The 19,237-nt window shown below is 48.1% G+C and carries 18 protein-coding genes; all 18 read right to left on the bottom strand.

What is annotated here, in order from left to right; all coding sequences use genetic code 11:
* Positions 1-28: 28 nt before the first annotated feature.
* Positions 29-1,051: a hypothetical protein gene (locus tag WC592_03255; GenBank protein ID MFA4981469.1), complete on the bottom strand. Its 1,023-nt coding sequence runs from the start codon at positions 1,049-1,051 to the stop codon at positions 29-31.
* The gene (locus WC592_03250; protein ID MFA4981468.1) at positions 1,048-1,797 is read right to left on the bottom strand and encodes a hypothetical protein; all 750 of its coding nucleotides are present in this window, start codon (positions 1,795-1,797) and stop codon (positions 1,048-1,050) included. The genes WC592_03255 and WC592_03250 overlap by 4 nt, the downstream gene beginning before the upstream one ends.
* A gap of 93 nt (positions 1,798-1,890) precedes the next feature.
* The gene (locus WC592_03245; protein ID MFA4981467.1) at positions 1,891-3,348 is read right to left on the bottom strand and encodes a diadenylate cyclase; all 1,458 of its coding nucleotides are present in this window, start codon (positions 3,346-3,348) and stop codon (positions 1,891-1,893) included.
* 14 nt (positions 3,349-3,362) lie between these two features.
* Complete coding sequence (locus WC592_03240; GenBank protein ID MFA4981466.1) at positions 3,363-4,574, bottom strand: glycosyltransferase; 1,212 nt, start codon at positions 4,572-4,574, stop codon at positions 3,363-3,365.
* A 7-nt stretch (positions 4,575-4,581) separates the two neighbouring features.
* The gene (locus tag WC592_03235; GenBank protein ID MFA4981465.1) at positions 4,582-5,253 is read right to left on the bottom strand and encodes a DUF5752 family protein; all 672 of its coding nucleotides are present in this window, start codon (positions 5,251-5,253) and stop codon (positions 4,582-4,584) included.
* A gap of 13 nt (positions 5,254-5,266) precedes the next feature.
* The gene (gene otsB, locus WC592_03230; GenBank protein ID MFA4981464.1) at positions 5,267-6,061 is read right to left on the bottom strand and encodes a trehalose-phosphatase; all 795 of its coding nucleotides are present in this window, start codon (positions 6,059-6,061) and stop codon (positions 5,267-5,269) included.
* The gene (locus WC592_03225; GenBank protein ID MFA4981463.1) at positions 6,058-8,292 is read right to left on the bottom strand and encodes a trehalose-6-phosphate synthase; all 2,235 of its coding nucleotides are present in this window, start codon (positions 8,290-8,292) and stop codon (positions 6,058-6,060) included. Before WC592_03225 ends, otsB begins: the two co-directional genes overlap by 4 nt.
* 59 nt (positions 8,293-8,351) lie before the next feature.
* The gene (locus WC592_03220; GenBank protein MFA4981462.1) at positions 8,352-9,464 is read right to left on the bottom strand and encodes a sialidase family protein; all 1,113 of its coding nucleotides are present in this window, start codon (positions 9,462-9,464) and stop codon (positions 8,352-8,354) included.
* A gap of 84 nt (positions 9,465-9,548) precedes the next feature.
* Positions 9,549-10,922 carry a malic enzyme-like NAD(P)-binding protein gene (locus WC592_03215; protein ID MFA4981461.1) on the bottom strand — a complete coding sequence of 458 codons (1,374 nt, stop codon included), beginning with the start codon at positions 10,920-10,922 and terminating at the stop codon, positions 9,549-9,551.
* Positions 10,923-10,976: 54 nt separating this feature from the next.
* The gene (locus tag WC592_03210; protein ID MFA4981460.1) at positions 10,977-11,360 is read right to left on the bottom strand and encodes an STAS domain-containing protein; all 384 of its coding nucleotides are present in this window, start codon (positions 11,358-11,360) and stop codon (positions 10,977-10,979) included.
* Between the two features lie 175 nt (positions 11,361-11,535).
* Entirely contained in the window at positions 11,536-11,955 is a 420-nt protein-coding gene (locus WC592_03205) for a hypothetical protein (protein MFA4981459.1), read from the bottom strand.
* A gap of 37 nt (positions 11,956-11,992) precedes the next feature.
* On the bottom strand, positions 11,993-12,547 hold the full coding sequence (locus tag WC592_03200) for a DUF6515 family protein (GenBank protein MFA4981458.1): 555 nt from the start codon (positions 12,545-12,547) through the stop codon (positions 11,993-11,995).
* Positions 12,548-12,617: 70 nt separating this feature from the next.
* Complete coding sequence (locus WC592_03195; protein MFA4981457.1) at positions 12,618-13,940, bottom strand: AAA family ATPase; 1,323 nt, start codon at positions 13,938-13,940, stop codon at positions 12,618-12,620.
* Positions 13,937-14,752 carry an MBL fold metallo-hydrolase gene (locus tag WC592_03190; protein MFA4981456.1) on the bottom strand — a complete coding sequence of 272 codons (816 nt, stop codon included), beginning with the start codon at positions 14,750-14,752 and terminating at the stop codon, positions 13,937-13,939. The genes WC592_03195 and WC592_03190 overlap by 4 nt, the downstream gene beginning before the upstream one ends.
* Positions 14,753-15,778 (bottom strand): pyruvate kinase, encoded by a 1,026-nt coding sequence (gene pyk, locus WC592_03185; protein ID MFA4981455.1) that lies wholly within the window; start codon positions 15,776-15,778, stop codon positions 14,753-14,755.
* A gap of 273 nt (positions 15,779-16,051) precedes the next feature.
* Entirely contained in the window at positions 16,052-17,563 is a 1,512-nt protein-coding gene (locus WC592_03180) for a DUF4062 domain-containing protein (protein MFA4981454.1), read from the bottom strand.
* Positions 17,564-17,565: 2 nt separating this feature from the next.
* A complete protein-coding gene (locus WC592_03175) occupies positions 17,566-17,763 on the bottom strand; it encodes a helix-turn-helix domain-containing protein (protein ID MFA4981453.1) in 198 nt (65 codons plus the stop codon).
* Between the two features lie 117 nt (positions 17,764-17,880).
* Entirely contained in the window at positions 17,881-19,236 is a 1,356-nt protein-coding gene (locus tag WC592_03170) for a carbohydrate porin (GenBank protein ID MFA4981452.1), read from the bottom strand.
* Between the last annotated feature and the right edge of the window lies 1 nt (position 19,237).

The raw sequence follows: 19,237 nt of genomic DNA, 5'->3' as shown, positions 1-19,237 counted from the left end.
GCATCGTTCTTTAGAATTCATATATTCCTTACTTATGTCCGAGAATAAAATTGATATACGACCCTATGATAAATACGGCTATCAATATTATGGCATACGCGCTTAAACCGATCCTCGTCTTCTTCTTTGGCTTTAAAATCAAACCGGACATGACGACTATAGTCATGATCATGACTATAAAAGCGGTAAAGATATGCTGCTGGGTTAAGACTGAAAAGATGGGAGCTTTCCTGTATAATAGATCATTCACGAATATTATCGTTATATTAAAAAGATTTGACCCGACCATATTCGCCACAGCCAGCTCTTTCGCGCCTAAACGAAGTGCGGCGATCGATACAGTCATCTCCGGCAAAGTGGTGGCAAACCCAAGGAACAGGTTGCCTATAAAATTCTGCCCTAGATTCAGGACCCCCGCCAGATCGTCTCCTATATACGCAAGCCATACCCCAGCGGCCGCTATGGCAACCGCGGCCGCTCCATAGCGGATACAGGCAGTCTTTAGCGAGATGCTGTCATATTTGAAGACATTTTTTTCCTCTTTTATCAGCTCTTTAACCGCTTGCTGCTTTTTCTCGAATACGAATATCGTACGCGTAGCTATGAGATATGCGGCGAGGATCAGTATGCTGAATAAACTGACATTCATGAACGATATCTCCGGCAACCTCGAATTTAAGAATATCCCTAACGCGGCTATCGTCAGAGGTATAAGGCTTAAAACAATTGTCAATAATTGACCCGTAGATACCACGCTTAACAGAGGCGCGCCTTGGTTCAAGAGATCCAGGACGGATATGTTTACCAGATTATACGTATTGGCTCCAAGCAGATTGCCTACGGTGAGATTGGGAGCGTCGATAAAGACCGTGCTTCCCACGCCTGTAAATAATTCCGGAAGGCTCGTAGCGACAGACACCAATATAACGCCGATCCATAGCCCGCTCAAGCCGGTCTTTTCAGCGATGGCGTCGCCGTATCTGGCCACTCTTTTACCGCAATACAGGATAACTCCGGCGCAGATAACGAATTTCACGAATATGCCGATCATCTTCCCGCCTTTATATTATACAGGTAAGACTCCACCCTATTCTGCCATCCGGCGAGCCATTTTTTTTCATTGCGTCCCGGAGGCGCGTTATTTACCCTCTCTTCAAGGGTCCTCTTCGCGGCATTAACAAATTCCTTTAAGGTATCATTAGCGGCATTATCTTCTTTCATATTTAACAACACCTGAGTGAGCCCCCAGCCTTTGCCGTTATACCGTTCGGATGGGGAGATCCCCAGGCCTTTGAAATTGATATAATCGACCATAGCGAAGGCGCCCGACCGCGACAAAGACAGGCGCCCGAATCGCGCGGATATCCCGCCGCGGTCTTCTTCCGGAACATTTTTAAGCATAATGGGCAGGGCGTCATCAAGCCTTTTGACTATGAAACGGGCCTGGACAAGCTTTGTCGATATCAGAAACCTGCGTAATTCTATCAAACGGGGATCATCCTGGCTGCGCAAAAATTCATCGCGCGTATTCCAGGGGCACGGCCGGGACAGGTTTCTGCCAAGCCATCCGGGTATCTCTGCGCCTGAATCCTTAGCGTATCTCAAGAATAAGGGGAAACTTTCTATGAAATCCTTAACGTCCGTCGCCGGATACCAGATAAAGTGGCCGATGCCCAGCGATAAAAAATCCTCACCCTCGTTCCAGTTCACCAGTAATTCTTCTTTGCCTGAGCATTCGTTCCGGAAGACCATATCGCCGATCCGCCGGATATCCCCGGAAGAGACCGACGCTGTCACCGCAGGGCTATCCTGTAATGAACACAGGCAAAACATAATAATAAAAAAACTTGCGCTTATACCTCTGCGGTATTTCATATATACCCGATGGCGCTACTCCGGTCTTTTTTTCTTTTCGGCTTCAACGATGACTTTCAGGTCGGGGCTTTTGTCGCCGGAAAAGCGGATATCAGGAGCGACTATAAGCTTAGGGATGACGGTCGTCGTTTCGGTTATCGCCGTTAAGTCAATAGGCTCCGTGCTGATATAGATTTTATCGCGTGATGCTGTGCTTGGGATCACGATCGAGACTGAATCCGGTTCTATCTTAACGCTTCGCACTATAATACCCGGCGGAGGTTTTCCCCTGGTCTTTAATTCGACCGGTATCGTAAGCGGTATAAGCCGGTATGAGTTTAAAACGATCTGCCTGGGTTCTACATTGACAACCGATAGGTTGGAAAAATTCCGCACCATGTCGTTAGAAAGAGCTATCTCGTTCGTCCCGTCCGCTATCTTCGACATATCCAATGATATTTTTAATTCATCCTGACGGATGAGATTGAATCCCTGTTCGGTGCCGCTCAATGTTACCGTTACCTCTTTTGTCTTTGGTTCGTCAATGATCCGGTTTTCGGCAAGGTTCCTGTATTCGATAGGGGCGACAAAATCCCGGCGGACATTTTCGACCCGGTGCCCGAACGCCATCCATAGGCTGAAGGCGACCAGGACGGCAATTATCTTCTCCGGATAATGGACAGTCAAAAAACGCGTTAAACCCATGGTCTTCTTTTCCGGAAATTTCTTCCGGTAAAATTCCATCAGCGTGCTATTAAGGTGCGCGGCGTCTTTTAAATGCCTTATTCTGCCGTCCTCCGCCACCGAAATGCTCCCCTCCTCTTCTGAAACAACAAGGGAGAGGGCGTCTGTATTTTCGGCTATGCCTAATGCCGCGGCATGGCGCGTACCGAGCCGCCCGATCTCTTTGATATTCGTTGAAAGCGGCAAATGGCATCCTAATTTAGTTACGCGGCCTCCCTCGATAATTACGGCGCCGTCGTGGCTTGGCACGTGGCGGTCAAAGATGCTTTCGAGAAGGACCTGGCTCACCATCGCGTCAACGTCAAGGCCCGCCTCAAGGTGCCTGTCGAGAGGATCTTCCCCTCTTATAACGATCAGGGCTCCTATCCTTTTGCGGGACAGGTTAGCCAGGGCGCTTAATATAATTTCCGCGTTTTGCGAAAATGGCTTTACGCCGCGCTCTCTGCGCTTAACGCCGAAAATCCCGATTCTCTCGAAAAAGTGGCGAAAATCGTCCTGAAATATTATGGCTATCATAATAAAAGCCACCGCGAAAAACGCCTGCAGGGCCACGGTGGTCAAATAAAGACCGAATAAGCGGGCCAATATATAGAGAAACGCCAGCATTATCATGCCGATCAATATGAAACGCGCCCTGGTCTTTTTGAACCAGACCAGTATCAGATATATAAATATAGAAATGATTCCGATATCGGCAACATCCGTAAATTTCACATATTGAAAATAAGACGCGATATGTTCCAGCATCATATCTCTCCTAAAAATTATAAATATACGGTATCCTCATTATAATATAGCGACAGGAATAGCAGCATGTAATCTCTTATATGGCGCGTTATCAAAAAATTATTCTTTATGTGCTCCCGGCCGTTCTCTCCGAGCTTTTTGGCGTATTTAGGGCTGTTGAGCAGCTGTTTTATCGAAAACGCGGCCCCTTCGATGGAGTGGCATAAAAGCCCGGAATATTTATGCGCTATCTGGAGAGGGATACCTCCGACATTTGACGCCACAACCGGCTTCGCCTTCCATAAGGCTTCGGCAACCGTCAGCCCAAAACCCTCTTTAAGGGATTTCTGCACTATTACCGCTGAAGCGCGCTGAAGCGCGTTCACGACTATATCATCCTGGGGCAATAATAACACATGGATATCCGCGTCATGCCTGGCTTTTTCCCGCACCTCCTCCAGCACCTCCACCCCCTCCGGATCGTCTTGAGCGCCTCCTCCGGCAAGAATAAGCCGGCAATCAACGTACTTTTTGACGTTTTCATACGCTTTTATTACGCCCACCGGGTCTTTCAGCCTGTCAAACCTGGATATCTGGGTTATTATCGGCTTATCATTTTTGATCTCATATTTTTTCAGGATCCCGTCTATAACATCCTGCGGCAGTTCCCTATTCTTATCGCTCGTGGGATCTATGGACGGCGATATCAGGAACTGCCTGTTCGGCAGTCTTCGCGTAAAACTGGGCGCGGAAAAGACCGCCGCGTCATATTTCACTACGAAGCCCTTAAGAAAGTCCCAAACCTTGCGATCGGGGTCCGATATATCAATATGGCAGCGCCATATCCATTTATTGTCCTTTTTTTTATTGACCATGGCTATCGGCTGGGGGTCGTGAATATGGATGATGTCTCCGTACGTATCTACCTGGTCGATATTCGCCTGACTTGTCTCCATGAAGATATCGAAGTCCTGCTGTTTGATATCTTCCGCTTTGCCATGAAGCGCGTTATGGAATTTCTTCGTTACCTCAAAAAACTGGGCGCCTCCCTTGATGACGTCCCACCGCGCGTCGAGGCCTAATTCTTTTAACAAGGGTATCATACGGCTAAGTATCTCCGCCACGCCTCCCCCGACCGAGGTCGAATTGATATTTTGTATGACCTTTCCTTTCAGCTTATCGCTGATCCGGCGCAGGTCATCTATCGTCGCCTGTCCGACTATAGGGATATATTCTTCTATCTTTGCCATATCGTGATTATATGCATTTTGAGACCCTCTCTATGATAGTCTTCCTGAGATCTTCCAGCGTATAGGTATAAGGATCCAGCCTCGATATTGAATCCGCCAGTCTTTTATTGCCCAGCGAACTCTCTATCCAGTAGGAAAAATCATTGATTTTCTTTCCGACCCTGAGGCGCGCTTCGAATATATGAAAATATATAGAATCTATGGAAATATTTTCAAGGATGCGGGAAAATTCCAATAGGTCGTTGGCTTCATATCCTGTGGGAAGGATGAAACTCAGGGATTTTATGAAATAGAACGCGCCGCTTCCGTGCGTCGACCTATTCCTGGATTCGGGATTGTCTTTCAAGTAGGCTTCGATGACCGATATGAAGGCCTGACGCAGATCGCTGATAGCGCTGAACTGTATCGTATCTATACTTGCCAGCTCCTCACCCAGTTCTTTCTCTCCAAGCGCGTTCGTGACCCAATACGCGAAGTCATTGGGCGGTTCGGGCGATAGATGCTGATGCTGCTGTAGGAACCTGTGCGTATGGTGATAGATGCTGGATTCCGGCACCTGTTTTATGCGATCCAGCAGTTCTTCCATATTTGACGCCTTTAATCCGGTCAACTCGGAAAGATTGAGACGCGTATAGAAGCGAAACGGCTCCCTCGCTTTAATTATCTCTTTTTCCGCCATAACACACCCGTCTTTATACCATTGAAACGGCTTCTAAAAACATCGCGACTTCTTCAGTATCCCTTACATAATACCGGGCCGTTGTCCTATCCGCTTTACCCACAGATATTGTAATACCCCGGCCTTTCAGAGATTTAAACGCGTCTTCATCCGTTATGTCATCGCCTATATATACAGGGAGGACCTTCTTCTTTCTATCCCGCATCGCGAATAAGCGGCGGCCTAAAAGCCACAGGACGGCCTTCCCCTTATCCCACGGCACCGGCGGCCTTACTTCCAGCACCATCTTCCCCGGCTTAACGTTGACCGTATTCCTTAATTCGTGTAAAAGAACGGCGGAAAAAAATTCTGATTTTACCAATGGCGCTCTTTTTTTATCCACCAACCTGTAATGCACGCTCAGGGAAAACCCTTTGTCTTCTATGTAGACGCCCCTGACCGAAGAAAGGTTTGCCGACAATCTTGCCTTAATCTCCTCAAGCGCCTTTTTGTACCGTATCGGCGCGGGGCTTTTAAATTCTATCTTCGGCCCCTTGATCTCAAATCCGTGGTTTCCCACATATACGATATTTTTTAACCCTACGCGTTTTGAAATATCCGCCAGGGCCCTTCCGCTCACAATAGCTATTTTCCGGTCCGGCATCTTTGACAACTTCCGGAGCAGATCTTTCGTCTTTCGCGGCATAACAGCCTTGCCGGGAGACTCGGCTATAGGCGAGAGCGTGCCGTCGTAATCAAGAAATAGATATATGAATTTGCCTTTTAATTCCTTTTTTATCCTTTCATGATCCGAGAATAGATATTTCATACCTTCTTTATAGTGGTCAATTCCGTAATTATGTTTCCCGCCCATTTGTAGATATTATTATCCGTGATGATCTTCCTCATATTTTCCATGCGCCTCTTCTTCTCCGGCAGCGGCATATCCGCGGCCAGCCTGATACTATCGGCAAACTCCTCCATAGAGTACGGGTTGACCTGGACCGCGTCGGTTAGTTCTCTTGCAGCGCCCGTAAACCGGCTTAATATGAGGCTGCCGTTCAGGTCGTTCTTAGCGGCAATATACTCTTTCGCTACAAGATTCATCCCGTCATGAAGCGAGCTCACGATGCATATATCGGCGATCCTGTAAAACGGTTTTATCTCTTCGGGCGAGAAATGCCGCTTGAGATATATTATAGGCTTCCATTCATCGTTCATATACTTCCAGTTAATTCTTTCCGCCAACTCATCAAGTTCCCCCATAAGGTCATGATATCTTTTTATATGCGTCCTGCTGGGGGCTCCTATTTGTATCAGCACGAATTTACCTTTATAGTTCGGGTACTTTTCGAGGAAACGGTCAACCGCCATCATGCGCTCGGCCAGGCCTTTTGTATAATCTATCCTGTCAACGCCGAGAGCGACTATCTTGCCGTCAAGCTCAAACTCTTTACGGATTTTAGCTATCTCTTCTTCTTCATCCCGGTCGATCGTTGAATTAATCCCGACATCCACACTTATCGGGAATGACCGTATTAATGTCTCCACGCCTGAGCGGACTATGCTGAATTTTTCCGTGTCAATCCGGCATTCTAATAATCTATTCGCTGTATCTATGAAATTATTGCAGTGATACTGGACGTGGAACCCTATCAGGTCGCATCCCAACATTCCGTCCAGGATTTCCGCCTGATAGGGGCATACCGAAAATACTTCCGGATTCGGCCATGGTATGTGCCAGAAAAGCGCGATGATCGCGTCCGGCCTTTTTGACTTTATCATCTGAGGCAGGAGGGTAAAATGGTAATCCTGGATGAATATAAAAGGGTTCTTGCCGGGGAGCTCTTCCAATATGTTATCCGCGAACTTCTGGTTGACCTTTTTGTAAGTCTGCCAATCAGACTCCCTGAATATCGGCCTCGTATAGGTTATATGACATAACGGCCATAAGCCTTCATTCGAGAACCCGTAGTAATAACCGTCCTCCTCCTCTTTCGTTAACCATACCCTTTTCAGTATATAACGGTCTTCGCCGGGCGGAACTCCAAGCTTATTTTTGGAATTAACGAATCTCCTGTCGGCGTTTGCGCTGCCATGGGCGATCCATGTCCCGCCGCAGGCGCGCATTATCGGGTCGAGAGCCGTTACTACGCCGCTGGCCGGACGGGTGCATTCGGCTTTGCCGGTTATCTCATTCATCATATGCAGGTACGGCTCCCTGTTTGACGCGATGAATAGGGCGTTCTCTCCCAGCTTCGACCTTACGACATCTTTTAATCTCGCGTCGGTCCACAGGTCTTCCTTCTGTATCCTCTCGGTAGCCTCTTCGCTCACAGCTTTCCGGGCCACTCTTATGCTGAGAGCGGCCTGCTCTACCTCACTGGCCAACTTACCGAGTTCCCCTTTCTCATTGATCGGATGCTTAGTATCTATCTCGCCTTTCTGGAACCGCCTGAACCATTCGGTAAGCTGCTCTACCGGAGCGGTAAATATCTGGCGCTGCACCAGTAACGAGATCAATATGATAAATATCATGAGCGTTATCAGGACCGTACTCAGCCTCTTCCACAGCTCGGCCATCTGCGTAAAGACATATGAGGTATCGTACAAGACTTCTTCCGCGCCTATAGCGTTTCCCTCATCATTTGTTATCGGCAGGACAAAACTGTAAACGCTGTAATCCTTGAATTGCTCGACCACTCCCCGCGCATCCTTACTCGCGATCGCGTCTTTTATATACGGTTTAGGCCTGTGCGTCCATTCCGAGAACCTGTCGGTAATCGCTATGACGTTTCCGTCCTTGTCATAAATAACGCATCCCTGCGACCTTTCCCTCCTCTGGAATTTTTCAACCAACCATCTGGCGTCGCGTATGTTGTTATTTGCCAGGGCATGCTGTACAGATAGCTCCATGCTCTCCGCTACGGCCCTGGCTTTCCGCATCAGCTCGTCAAGCAGCCGCTTCTCTTCCGTCCTGACCTGGAATATGCCAAAGCCGATAAACGCTATCGTCACGATGATAAGGATCGGCAATATGAACAAAAGAAGCCTTCTCATGATAACTTCTCCAAAATAAAAAACCGCTTATATCATGCAGGAACGTCGCCGCAACATCTTTAGTCCTCTATCCACTTTTCATTCGTTACGAAATGAGCTATGTTCCGGTGATTATCGTAAGCGTACACCACATGGATAAGCCCGTACCTATCCTGGATTATAGAAGGATAGGCATAGACATGGCCGTCCTGGTCCTCGATTGATTTTATATGCGGCCATGTTTTACCGTCGTCGTATGATAAGGCGAGGCTTAAATTATACCTGTTCTTCTTGGAATTATTGAATACCAGTACAACATGCCCGTTCCGGAGCTTCACCATATCAAGAGCAGAACCCGGGTTATTGATGTCGGAAACACTTCGCTCTTTCCAGTTGCGTCCGAGGTCTTTACTCACCGCCTGCCAGCACCTGCGAGGCCACATCCCGGAACGCATAAGCGCGAATAAACTCTGATCTGACCTCTGGATCATGGCCGGCTCAATGCCGAGGAATGGTAATATCCATTTAGGTTTACCCCAGGTTAAGCCGCCGTCTTTGGAAATAACGACAGCGGAAGAAGCGCTCCAATCCATATATATGGGCAAAACGAACCAACCGTTATGAAGCCTTACCGGATGCGTTCTCGTCAGATATCCCACAGGCGTCCCGAGATTATGGGCCTCTTCCCATGTATTCCCAAGATCATTGGATACCCTTACCTGTATAATATCCCGGTGGTTCCATTTTGAAGGATTCTGCTGTAATGCCCATAACATCCGCAGCTTATTATCCTTATCCAGGAAAAGCACGGGATTTTTTTCGTCCATTGTATGGTTATTCTTAATAACTGACGGCTTAGTCCATTCACGGGCGCCGGGCGGCAGCCTTGAGCTCCAGAGAGACCTGCGGGACCTCCAGTCCATCGTATGAGAGTAGACGGCGAACAATTCTCCGTCAGGTAATTCCACAACGCATGGCGTATGTAATGACACGGACGGCTCAGGAGGGACTATCAGTTCTTTATAAGGCAGTTCGGTATAAGGGCTGAGCGACTCCGGGAGCATCGTTTGCGCCGGAAGAGATATTACGGGGGCGCCAGGCTCCAGGATCGAGGATAGGGTTTCCTTGAGGGGCGTGAACAATGCCGCTGTCAGGAAAAGACCCATTATTATTAAAAAAATATTTCTTTTCATTCTTGATTATGGCTCCATCTTAATTTTATAAGTTTCATTAATATACCATACTTTTTTAAAAAAATCACCAGGCAGATTATTTTTTTATCGCCTGGTCCCTCCGGCGGCAAGGAATACGGAGCGCGCAACGCTCTTATGCACGGCTAAATTCATGAAATTAGGGACGACTTCATTTTTCCCGGATAACGACGCGATCGTTTCGGCCGCGGAAAACTTCATATCCGTGGTTATCTCACAGGCGCGCGCGTCCAGCGCGCCGCGCATGATCCCGGGGAACGCGAGCGCGTTGTTTATGGTCCGCCCGTCCAGCGCTATGGCAGCCCCGGCTTCTTCGGCCTCTTTCGGCCATATCTCCGGTATGGGATTAGCCAGAGCAAAAATGATTGGGCGCTTATTCATATTCCGCACCATCTCCCTGGTAACCATGCCCGGAGCCGATAGGCCGATGAATACGTCTTTTCCCGGCAGTATATCTTTCAGGGCTCCTTTCTCCCGGCGTCTGTTTGTAACATGGGCAATCTCTTTCTTATATTTATTCATATCGCCTGTTCGGCCTTCATAGATGGCGCCCGCCCTGTCGCATAGCGCTATATCCTTAAAACCGTATCCCAATAGAAGCCTTGCCGCGGCAATACCGGCCGCGCCCGCGCCGTTTATCACAATGCTTACTTTATCTTTTCTTTTTTTGACGATCTTAAGCGCTTTTATCAATGCGGCCAATATGACGGTCGCGGTGCCGTGCTGGTCGTCGTGGAATACAGGCACTCTGACCTTCTTCTGTAATTTCTGTTCGATCTCGAAACAGAGAGGCGCCTTGACGTCTTCTATCATGATAGCGCCGAATGTTTCCGCGATGCAGGAAAGCGCATTGACAATCTCACCGGCGTCGTCGCTTTGCATCAACAGCGGGACACAGCTCACGTTCGCCATCTTATTCAGTATTATCGATTTCCCTTCCATTACCGGCATCGCGGCCAGGACCCCTATATCCCCCAATCCCAGGACGGCGGAGCCATTAGTCGCGATACATACGGTATTGCCTATGGATGTATATTTTCTCGCCGCGGCGGGATTGGCAACAATATAATTACAGACCTGCGCGACGCCCGGAGTATAGATCATGCGCAGGTCATTGAGAGTCTCAACCTTCACTCGGGATCTCACCTCTATCTTTCCGCCTTTGTGCAGGTTTAAGACCTCATCCTGTATATCCAATATCTTATAACCTTTGAGCTTCTTGACTGAGGCTATCGCTTTAAGAAAGTGCTTTTCGTCATCGAAGAACGCTATGATATCCCTTACTATATAGTTTGACGTCAGGTGTATCTTAGTGATATCTCCTAAAGTCACGCCTTCTATGCCGAGCTCGATGGCAAGGGTGCCTAACGCTCCCGGGACATCCGGTATCCTGAACCGGATCTTTTTTACTACCTTATGCGAATATTTTTCTTCCGGCATTTCATTCTCCCTGAAGGTATCTTTCGTTTTGTATGAGTGGTTATTATACCCTTATTATTCCGTTTTACAAGGCACATCCTTCAATGACCTGTAAACATGGATAACGGATTGTAATCTGTTTATTTTTATATAATCTTTTACCAGCTTACCGCAATTTATCAGGCACAGCTTTCTTTGCCCTTGTTTTAATGTATTCATGATATAGATCAACACGGCCAACGTTGAAGTATCGATATGCGTGACTTCTTTAAAATCGAGGACTACATCCTGGTCGATATGTCCATGCCCCTTATGTTCTCTTATAACCCTCTCGATGGAGGGCATAGTATCAAAATCAAACGCCCCCGCAAGCTTGACGACGGAGAAATTCTCATATTTTTCGATGCCCTTTACCATAGGCGGGAACTTTTCAGCCTTATGGAACCTGAATATATTCATAGCAACCCTCAGTGTGTGCTCATCAGCCCGTCGCTTTTACCGGCGACCCTCCTGAAAAACAATACCATAAATTAGCATAAAATTGCAAGGCTCGCGAAAAAGATGGTCATTCTATGAATAAAAAAGCGCCGCGGTTAATCATCGCGGCGCTTTTCGATCGCCTGTCTTATAAAATCTACTCTTCCCGTGGACCCATCATACGCATAGGGCATTCTTTCTGTCCGTAGCCCATCTTCCTCATTGGGCGGGGTTTGCTCATATCCCACAATGTTTCCGCCAGTTCCGGGTTCGCCTTCTGAAGGGACGCTGCCGAATCCCTGAGGAGTTTCGTTCTGGCCTCGCACTTCGCCTTCATATCGGCCATTTCTTGCATCTTCTTTTCGTTTTCAGCTACAAGCTCGTTCAGCCCTTTAGCCAGATCGGGATTGGATTGCTGGAGGGCCGTTGCGGCATCCTTCAGGTCCTTCAGCTCCGTCTGGCATTTATCCTGCCGGTCTCCGTGCCTGCCTTGTCTGCCCTGATCCGCATAAGAAATACCGCCAAAAACTACTGCGACCAGAATGGCCGCGATAACCGCTACTCTTAATGAATTCATACGCCCGCTCCTTTGTTTGTCCTATATTACCACAATTTCATTTTCCGCTGTATAATGTTTTTAACTGATCCACCGTAGGATTATCGGAATAATACTCGCCCTGCGGCCCGATATATCCGGTCCCCGCTTTTCTCAAAACGACCGGTGTAAAGCCGCCTTTCGAATTCGGGATATTTATGGTTACCGTATCCGGCGAAGCGGCGGTAAAGGCCGCGGCCGGCTGAACTATGACCGGCGGCTGGACAACTATATAGCCGCCCCGATCATACGGCCTGTAGTAATAGCCCTCGGCGTAATAATACGGTACGCCCGCGTATACCACGGTCGTGTATCTCGGCGGCAGCCTGTCGATAAGCGCGCCAATGGCGAGAACCGAAACAGCCGTATCGAACCACAACAAACCGTCCCTGTACCAGTGCCCGTTACTATAGTGGTGCCATCCGCCTCTTCCTCTTGCCTCTCCTCCTCTAGGTCCATCTCCACCGGAACCGCGCCATGCGGAACCTCCCCCCTGTGCGTACGCTTCTGAGCAAGCCAACGCGAGCACCAGGCATAACACAGCCAAAGATCTGAGCCTAAAAATATTTTTCATAATATCCGCCTCCTTTCTATATGTTTAGACAAGGCGGTATCAGAAAAAGTTCCATACTCAGACGCTTACCTTAAAACAGGCTGGCAAACCGCTCCTTTATATAGTAGATACGCTCGTCGAATATGACGTCGCTCTGCGTCACCGGCCGTTTGAGCAGTATGCCTCCAAGGCTGGTGCACCTGCTAAGCGCGACATACAGCTGGCCGTGAGTGAACGCGCCGCGCCCGAGATCTATTATGACCTTATCGAAAGTCTGCCCCTGGCTCTTATGGATAGTTATTGCCCAGGCAAGCTTTATGGGATATTGCGCGAAAGCGCCTACGACTTCGTCTTCTATCTTGTCCTCTTCCTCGTTATAACTGTATTCGATCTTCTGCCATTTGACGATAGGGACATCGCAGACGCGCCCGTTTATGTCCACGACTATCGAATCGTCCGACAGGGCGACGACTTTCGCGAGCGTGCCGTTAACCCATTGCTTATTAGGATCGTTTCTTATCAATATTACCTGGGCGCCTTTTTTAAGTTTCAACGCTGTAGGGCACGGATACGCCGACTCTTCGAATTTACCGGACTTCATAGCCTCGTATGTTACTTCCCTACCGGGAAGCTTCGATAAGCGGTCCTGATTTATCATGTTGGCCAGGTTATTCGTCGTCGTCAATATCACCGTATGGTCTTTCTTAGGAGCCGCGGCGTCCTTCTGCACCCTCCCGTTTAATATATTAAGATCCTCTTCGGTATATTCTTTATTCCTTATCCTGTTCAATAGCTCCATGAATGAACTGTCTTTCTGCCTGTATATAGTAGATAGCTCGATCGATCTCAAATTACAATCGTTAAATACTTTAGCGCTGAAAAAATATGGAGTCGCGTAGCGCTCCTCCAGCAATTCCCTCGCTTCATGCTCGACTACGGGAGATAGCTGGAAGAGATCCCCGAAGAATACCATCTGGACGCCGCCGAACGGTATCTTCATCTTGCCGCGGTTGAGGCGCAGCGCGTAGTCGATGCCGTCCATAAGATCCGCCCGAACCATCGATACCTCGTCTATTATCACCATATCGAGGTTCTCGACCAGGGTCCTGTCCCTTAGGCGCTTTATCGCGTCCTTCTGGATGATCTTCGGAGGCATCCTGAAGAAAGAATGGATAGTCTGGCCGCCTACATTGACCGCGGCGACACCTGTCGGGGCGAGCACGATTATCTTTTTGCCCGTATTGGCCTTGAAATATTTCAGAAGGGTGGATTTGCCGGTGCCTGCCTTACCCGTTATATAAATGCACTCCCTGGTATACTCCATAAGGCGGAACGCCGACTTGAATTCATCGTTTATTTCGATATGCGACGGCAGCTGGTCCGCGGTTATTGTCCGGCTTGTAAATAGTTTCATAGTATATCTTTAACCTGCGTCCTTTTCCCGCGATAGGTTAACATCAGGTCGCAGCCCGTAATATTATCTTTACCGATGCTATCCGATATCCGGCTGATGAGGGTTCCTTGCTCGTTGTGCCTTTCGCTTATATGCGCCAGGAAGACGTACTTTAACGCGGAGCTGTCGGCAGAGCCGTTTTTTATCTTTACCAGTGCTTCGGCCGCGGCCTCATTATCAAGGTGCTCTCTCCAGGTCAACTGGTCCGGCGATATTTCCTGCGCCAGATCAGCATCATGGTTACATTCGATTATCAGGCATTTGCAATCATGCAGCATCCTGACCATGCTGTCCGTTACCTTGCTAGTATCCGTTAAAAAGCCCACCTTTCGGCGCGAACTCTTCTGTCTATGCTCTATACAAAAACCGAACGGCTTGCCCGCATAGCCGCCGTTATGGAATGTTTTAAAGGGTGTGATCTTCAGGTCGTTTATCATAAAAGGCTTATCCGTATGATGCGTCAATTTAAATTGACGGTCTTCTATGCAATATCTTTCCCTGACGACTTGATATGTGTCATGGTGGATATAGATCGGTATCCCGTAGCGGAGGGCTATCTTAAAAGTATTTTTGCAGATGTGATCTTCATGGCCGTGCGTTATAACTATACCGCTTAACCGTGACGGGTCTAACTCGATATCGCTCAAATCTTTTTCGAATTCCTTCAAACTTAAGCCCGCGCAATCGATCAGGATACCGGATCTCGCCGTCCATATAGCGGCGCAATTACCGCCGCTGCCGCTTCTAAGAACGCATACTTTTAAATACGACACTTATATCTCCCGCATCGGCCGTTTCAGGTACCCTTCTGTAAACTTTATAATATCGTTCATCATGGCGACTGTCTCGACCGGGTATTTTCCGACGGCCGACTCGGCGGAAAGCATGACAAAATCCGTGCCGTCTATTATGGCGTTTGCCACATCGGTCACCTCGGCGCGGGTAGGCCGGAGGCTTTCGGTCATGCTCTCAAGCATCTGTGTCGCGGTGATAACGAATTTTCCGGCGCGGTTGCATTTTTTTATTATCATCTTCTGAATAACGGGAATTTCATAGATGGGCAGAGATACGCCCATATCCCCGCGCGCTATCATGACGCCGTCCGAGACCTTGATTATTTCATCTATATTTTTTATACCTTCCCTATTCTCTATTTTGGCGATGACCCGGCACCGCGACCCTTTCTTAAGCAATCCCCTTACATCTAAAATATCATTCCCGGCGCGCACAAACGACTGGGCGATATATTCCACCCCGTGTTTTTCGCAAAAAGATATATCATCGATATCCTTCCGGCTTATGCCGCCGAATTCAAGCCTGGCTTCAGGAATATTCACCCCTTTGCGCCCTTTCAGCAGGCCGCCGATCTCTACTCTGGTCTTCAGGCTGCTCATTGTCCGTCCGATAACCTCCAGGGCGATGTTTCCGTCGTCTATGAATACTTGGGATCCGTCCTTTATACTGCCTAGCGGGCCCATATAATCAAAAGGTATCTTTTCGCGCGAGTTGCTTACCTCTTGTTGGGTAAGCCATATGATCTTGCGTCTCTTAAGCTCAAGAGGCATAGCGAGATCACCTATCCTTATGCGGTGGCCCTGAAGATCTCCGAGAAGTTTTACGCGCCTGTTATATTTCGCGTTTAAGAGACGTATGAGGCCTGTTTTGTGGAGTAACTCCTGCGGTTTACCGTGCGAGAAATTCAAGCGCGCGACATCCATGCCCGCGCGCATCATCTTCCTGACCGCTGTTTCGCTTGATGACGCCGGGCCGAGCGTGCAGATAATCTTTGTCCTGACCATAAATTTCCTTATATGTAACTATCGTATTTTGAGTATCGTACGCCCGGGGTTAACGGAAGTCAAGGAGATTTGAGGAACAATCCCACCATTATTGTCCCTAAAATCGCTATTTTTGACTGTCAAACAAACATACCTTTACACCAGAGTATCGATCAATCTCCGTCGGGTGCGGCGGTTTTGCCCCTTACCGTAAAAAGCAAGTAAGAATGTCATAACTATATGTAAATAAACTTGTTACATTTTACTTGCCTTGGCCAATAACAAGTACCTATGTTATTTCTTGCCTCGTTTTCTTAAATATTCGGCGCCTTTTTTAGTCAAACGGTATTTCTGTAAACGACTAGTTGGTTTATTTGGTATGGTATATTCGATCAACTTTTCTTTCAACGCCGGATGCAAATAGTTCGTTCTGAATGTAGGGCGATGCTTGATCCCCAAGGTGGAGCGTAAGTCGCCGGCTGTTCTGTTCCCTCGACGGAGAGCATCTAAAATACGAATTACTGGGTCGATCGACTGGGTCGGTGACTGGGTCGGTGACTCCGATTGCCGTTTACCACCCACGGCTTCAAAAGCACGGCCGGGCTTACGATACACTGTAGTCACGAACCCGTCTGTAAGACTAAAATCCGGTTCCGCAAGTCCCGCATTTCTACAATCTTGAATCATGTCTCTTGTACCTGTACCCATACGTTCGATATACTTGGCAAGATAAAGCGATTCCGCAAGAAGCGGATTTGCCGGAACAGAGCTGTGGGGCTTGCGTAGCTTGTCTAAAGTAAGCGAGGGTGGCAATGTCCCTGGATTCCATACTTCCAATCTATTGGAAAACAGCATCACCTGAACGCTGCCGTTACTCGTATAATCCCTATGAGCTACCGCGTTAACAATAGCTTCCCTGACTACATCGGGAGGTATTTCATATTCAACCGGGGCTTGCACGCTTTTTGCTCTTGTACCTACAGCAAGATCGATCTTCGACAGGACGAAGTTGAGCGCCTGATCCGTCACCTCGAATGCAGTTCCTTTATATACCTGATAAGAGGGAATAGGTTTGTGAGCTTCGGTACCATGGAAATGCGCGCATTTGACCTCGGATGAGATTAAAAAGCGCTGGGGCTCTTTCCCAAAAAGAAGAATTGCGGCATTTGTAGGTTTGCCTTTCCTGAGAAGATTTAATTGCTCTAACACTTCTTTTGGCTGGGCGCTTTCTCGTAGCGGAAAGCCTCTGGTTTCTCGCGCTATCCTGATAAACTTTTTTATTTTTTCCGTGGAAAGGTCTTTAAGAGATGCATCTCGACAAATAGTGGCATCGAACGGCCCGGCCCGAAGCAGATCTTTGGCTGCCAGATAATTTACTAAACTGGCATAGACCGAAGAAATTAGCTCAGAGGTAGTTTGAAAGCGACGGCGAATAACCTGTGAGCCCGCCTCTTTAATTAAGGTACGCATCTTTGAATCTCGGGTCTTATCATCGCTTCCTTTGATAAAGATAACCCTCGATTTTCCCAGCTGTTTTGCCGACATAAACTCTTTATGTGTCGAGGATATTCCTTTTTCATCCACAACGCCATATTGATCGCCAAAAAGACCAAGGTAAATATCGCACTTTTTTACTTCGTCTATATAAGCTTTGTCCGGATGGCGATTGCTGGCAGGTAGATCTTCAAACAAAAAGACCTCAAAAAATCGGTTGAGCAGCGCGTCGGAATGAATATAGTCTCTCAGTGCTTTACGCTCATCCTTAAACTCTTTTTGAACACTACTAATGAATATTTTATATTTCATCGTTAGCGCCCTTTCTTATCTACAAAAGGGTATGCTCGTGCCCATCTGTCGATATCGTCTCTTCTAAATCGCCACTGGCCTCCGACGCGAAAAGCCGGTATTTTCTTTTCCCGCGCAAGGCGACGCACGGTATAAGGATGTAGCTTAAGATACTGCGCGACTTCTTCTGAAGTGTATGATTCCGATAGTGCTTTTACCATATAGTTCCTCCATTACATTTTATTCCGTATTGTATCAGAGTTCGGGAGATATACAAGTAAAAACTGATCTGAGGAGTTTTGAGGAAATGCGGACATTCCGGAAATTGGCCTTAACCGTTAAAAGTTAAAGCTTGTTTCTAATCCTAAAACCAGAGCGTCTTTGATATTGCTCTGCCCATTCGGGTTTATTATATATTGTATATCCGGCGTAACGTAGCACCACGGCCCAAGTTGGAACCTGTGGTTCAATTCCAGAATCATTTCATCGCTCTGACCTTCTAATTTCCCGCTGAAATGCCCGAGGATAAAAGCGAGAGCCGTAACATCGCGGTTGCGGTTAGGCGGAAGGCCCTGATAGACGAGGCCGGTCGCGATCTCATATGTTTGGGTATTTATATGGTCCTGCGGAGCAATGGCAGCGGCGCCCCATACCGTAAGCCCCTTCGGCCTGTCAAGCGGCAAGGTAGTTTGCTGGCTATAGGGCTTTTTGAGGCGCTGCGCCATCATTGCGCCTGACATCATGTGGGGAGGGCCTTCATACTCAGGCCACTCGCCCCTATATATCATCTTATCGGCCATAAGATAGAAGCCGTAATTACCGTGCCGGCGCTTGGTGGGATTCGACAGGTCGGTAAACCGGCTGGACTCGTAATAGCTTCCGAATGAGACGCCTCCGGGCGAGATCAGGCCTCCCCTCTCCTGTCCGTGCCTGTAAGTGAGCTGCCCCACCGCAAGATAGCCTTTGTCCATGTCAAAGTTAAAATCCGATCCGTGCATCTTTACAATTGCAACATTCGGATCGGCGTTATAGAGGCCTCCTATGATATGCCAGTCTTTGTTCGGCTGATATGTAACCCTCGTGCCCCATGCGGCGACGCTATAATGCGGGAAGAAGACATCTGAAGGGATGGCGGACAATCTTCCGTCTACCGCGCCTGTCAGATAATACTGGAACATGGGAGAAACGGCAAAGATGTCTCCGGCGAATATACGGCCGACTTCGAAGGTAAAAGTATCGTCAAGTACCGACAGAGAAAGGTCGAGCTCGCCGAAAAAGTAGTCGCCGGAGGTAAATACCTCCTGCGGGCTGTAGAAAGAACCTATGGCCGCCGATATGTCGCGGCCGGTGGCCAGGAAATTGCTTACTTTCAGCGACAGCCCCTTAATGGAAGCGATCTTCTCGAAATCAAATGCGCCCGCAAGAGAAAGGAACCCGGAATATTTAACGACCTGCTTGAGCCCACCTGTAGGATTGCCGCCAATATCCGTAGTATAGTTTGAGGATATGGATATGCCAGCGTTCTCGAGCGTCGGACGCAGGCCGGACCAGTTACCGCTAGCCGTCTCCTGAGACAGCCAGTCGTTAAACTTCGATGTATCAAAGACGTCGTTCTTGTCGCCTGCGGCATATACCGCGGCCGCTGCAAATACAAACCATAATACTACAGTGGCCGCTGTTATTTTTTTATTCATG

Source organism: Candidatus Omnitrophota bacterium (assembly GCA_041648975.1).
GTDB lineage: Bacteria > Omnitrophota > Gorgyraeia > 2-01-FULL-45-10 > 2-01-FULL-45-10 > JAQUSE01.
Note: the sequence above shows the minus strand (reverse complement) of the source record. Positions and strands in the feature narration are given on the sequence as shown.

Bases quoted from the DNA above. Each gene is read 5' to 3' on its own strand.
- WC592_03170 (MFA4981452.1), bottom strand. From the start codon at position 19,236: ATGAATAAAAAAATAACAGCGGCCACTGTAGTATTATGGTTTGTATTT.
- WC592_03245 (MFA4981467.1), bottom strand. From the start codon at position 3,348: ATGATGCTGGAACATATCGCGTCTTATTTTCAATATGTGAAATTTACG.
- WC592_03255 (MFA4981469.1), bottom strand. From the start codon at position 1,051: ATGATCGGCATATTCGTGAAATTCGTTATCTGCGCCGGAGTTATCCTG.
- WC592_03175 (MFA4981453.1), bottom strand. From the start codon at position 17,763: ATGGTAAAAGCACTATCGGAATCATACACTTCAGAAGAAGTCGCGCAG.
- otsB (MFA4981464.1), bottom strand. From the start codon at position 6,061: ATGAAATATCTATTCTCGGATCATGAAAGGATAAAAAAGGAATTAAAA.
- WC592_03180 (MFA4981454.1), bottom strand. From the start codon at position 17,563: ATGAAATATAAAATATTCATTAGTAGTGTTCAAAAAGAGTTTAAGGAT.
- WC592_03215 (MFA4981461.1), bottom strand. From the start codon at position 10,922: ATGCCGGAAGAAAAATATTCGCATAAGGTAGTAAAAAAGATCCGGTTC.
- WC592_03195 (MFA4981457.1), bottom strand. From the start codon at position 13,940: ATGAAACTATTTACAAGCCGGACAATAACCGCGGACCAGCTGCCGTCG.
- WC592_03225 (MFA4981463.1), bottom strand. From the start codon at position 8,292: ATGAGAAGGCTTCTTTTGTTCATATTGCCGATCCTTATCATCGTGACG.
- WC592_03205 (MFA4981459.1), bottom strand. From the start codon at position 11,955: ATGAATTCATTAAGAGTAGCGGTTATCGCGGCCATTCTGGTCGCAGTA.
- WC592_03240 (MFA4981466.1), bottom strand. From the start codon at position 4,574: ATGGCAAAGATAGAAGAATATATCCCTATAGTCGGACAGGCGACGATA.
- WC592_03200 (MFA4981458.1), bottom strand. From the start codon at position 12,547: ATGAAAAATATTTTTAGGCTCAGATCTTTGGCTGTGTTATGCCTGGTG.
- WC592_03210 (MFA4981460.1), bottom strand. From the start codon at position 11,360: ATGAATATATTCAGGTTCCATAAGGCTGAAAAGTTCCCGCCTATGGTA.
- WC592_03235 (MFA4981465.1), bottom strand. From the start codon at position 5,253: ATGGCGGAAAAAGAGATAATTAAAGCGAGGGAGCCGTTTCGCTTCTAT.
- pyk (MFA4981455.1), bottom strand. From the start codon at position 15,778: ATGGTCAGGACAAAGATTATCTGCACGCTCGGCCCGGCGTCATCAAGC.
- WC592_03220 (MFA4981462.1), bottom strand. From the start codon at position 9,464: ATGAAAAGAAATATTTTTTTAATAATAATGGGTCTTTTCCTGACAGCG.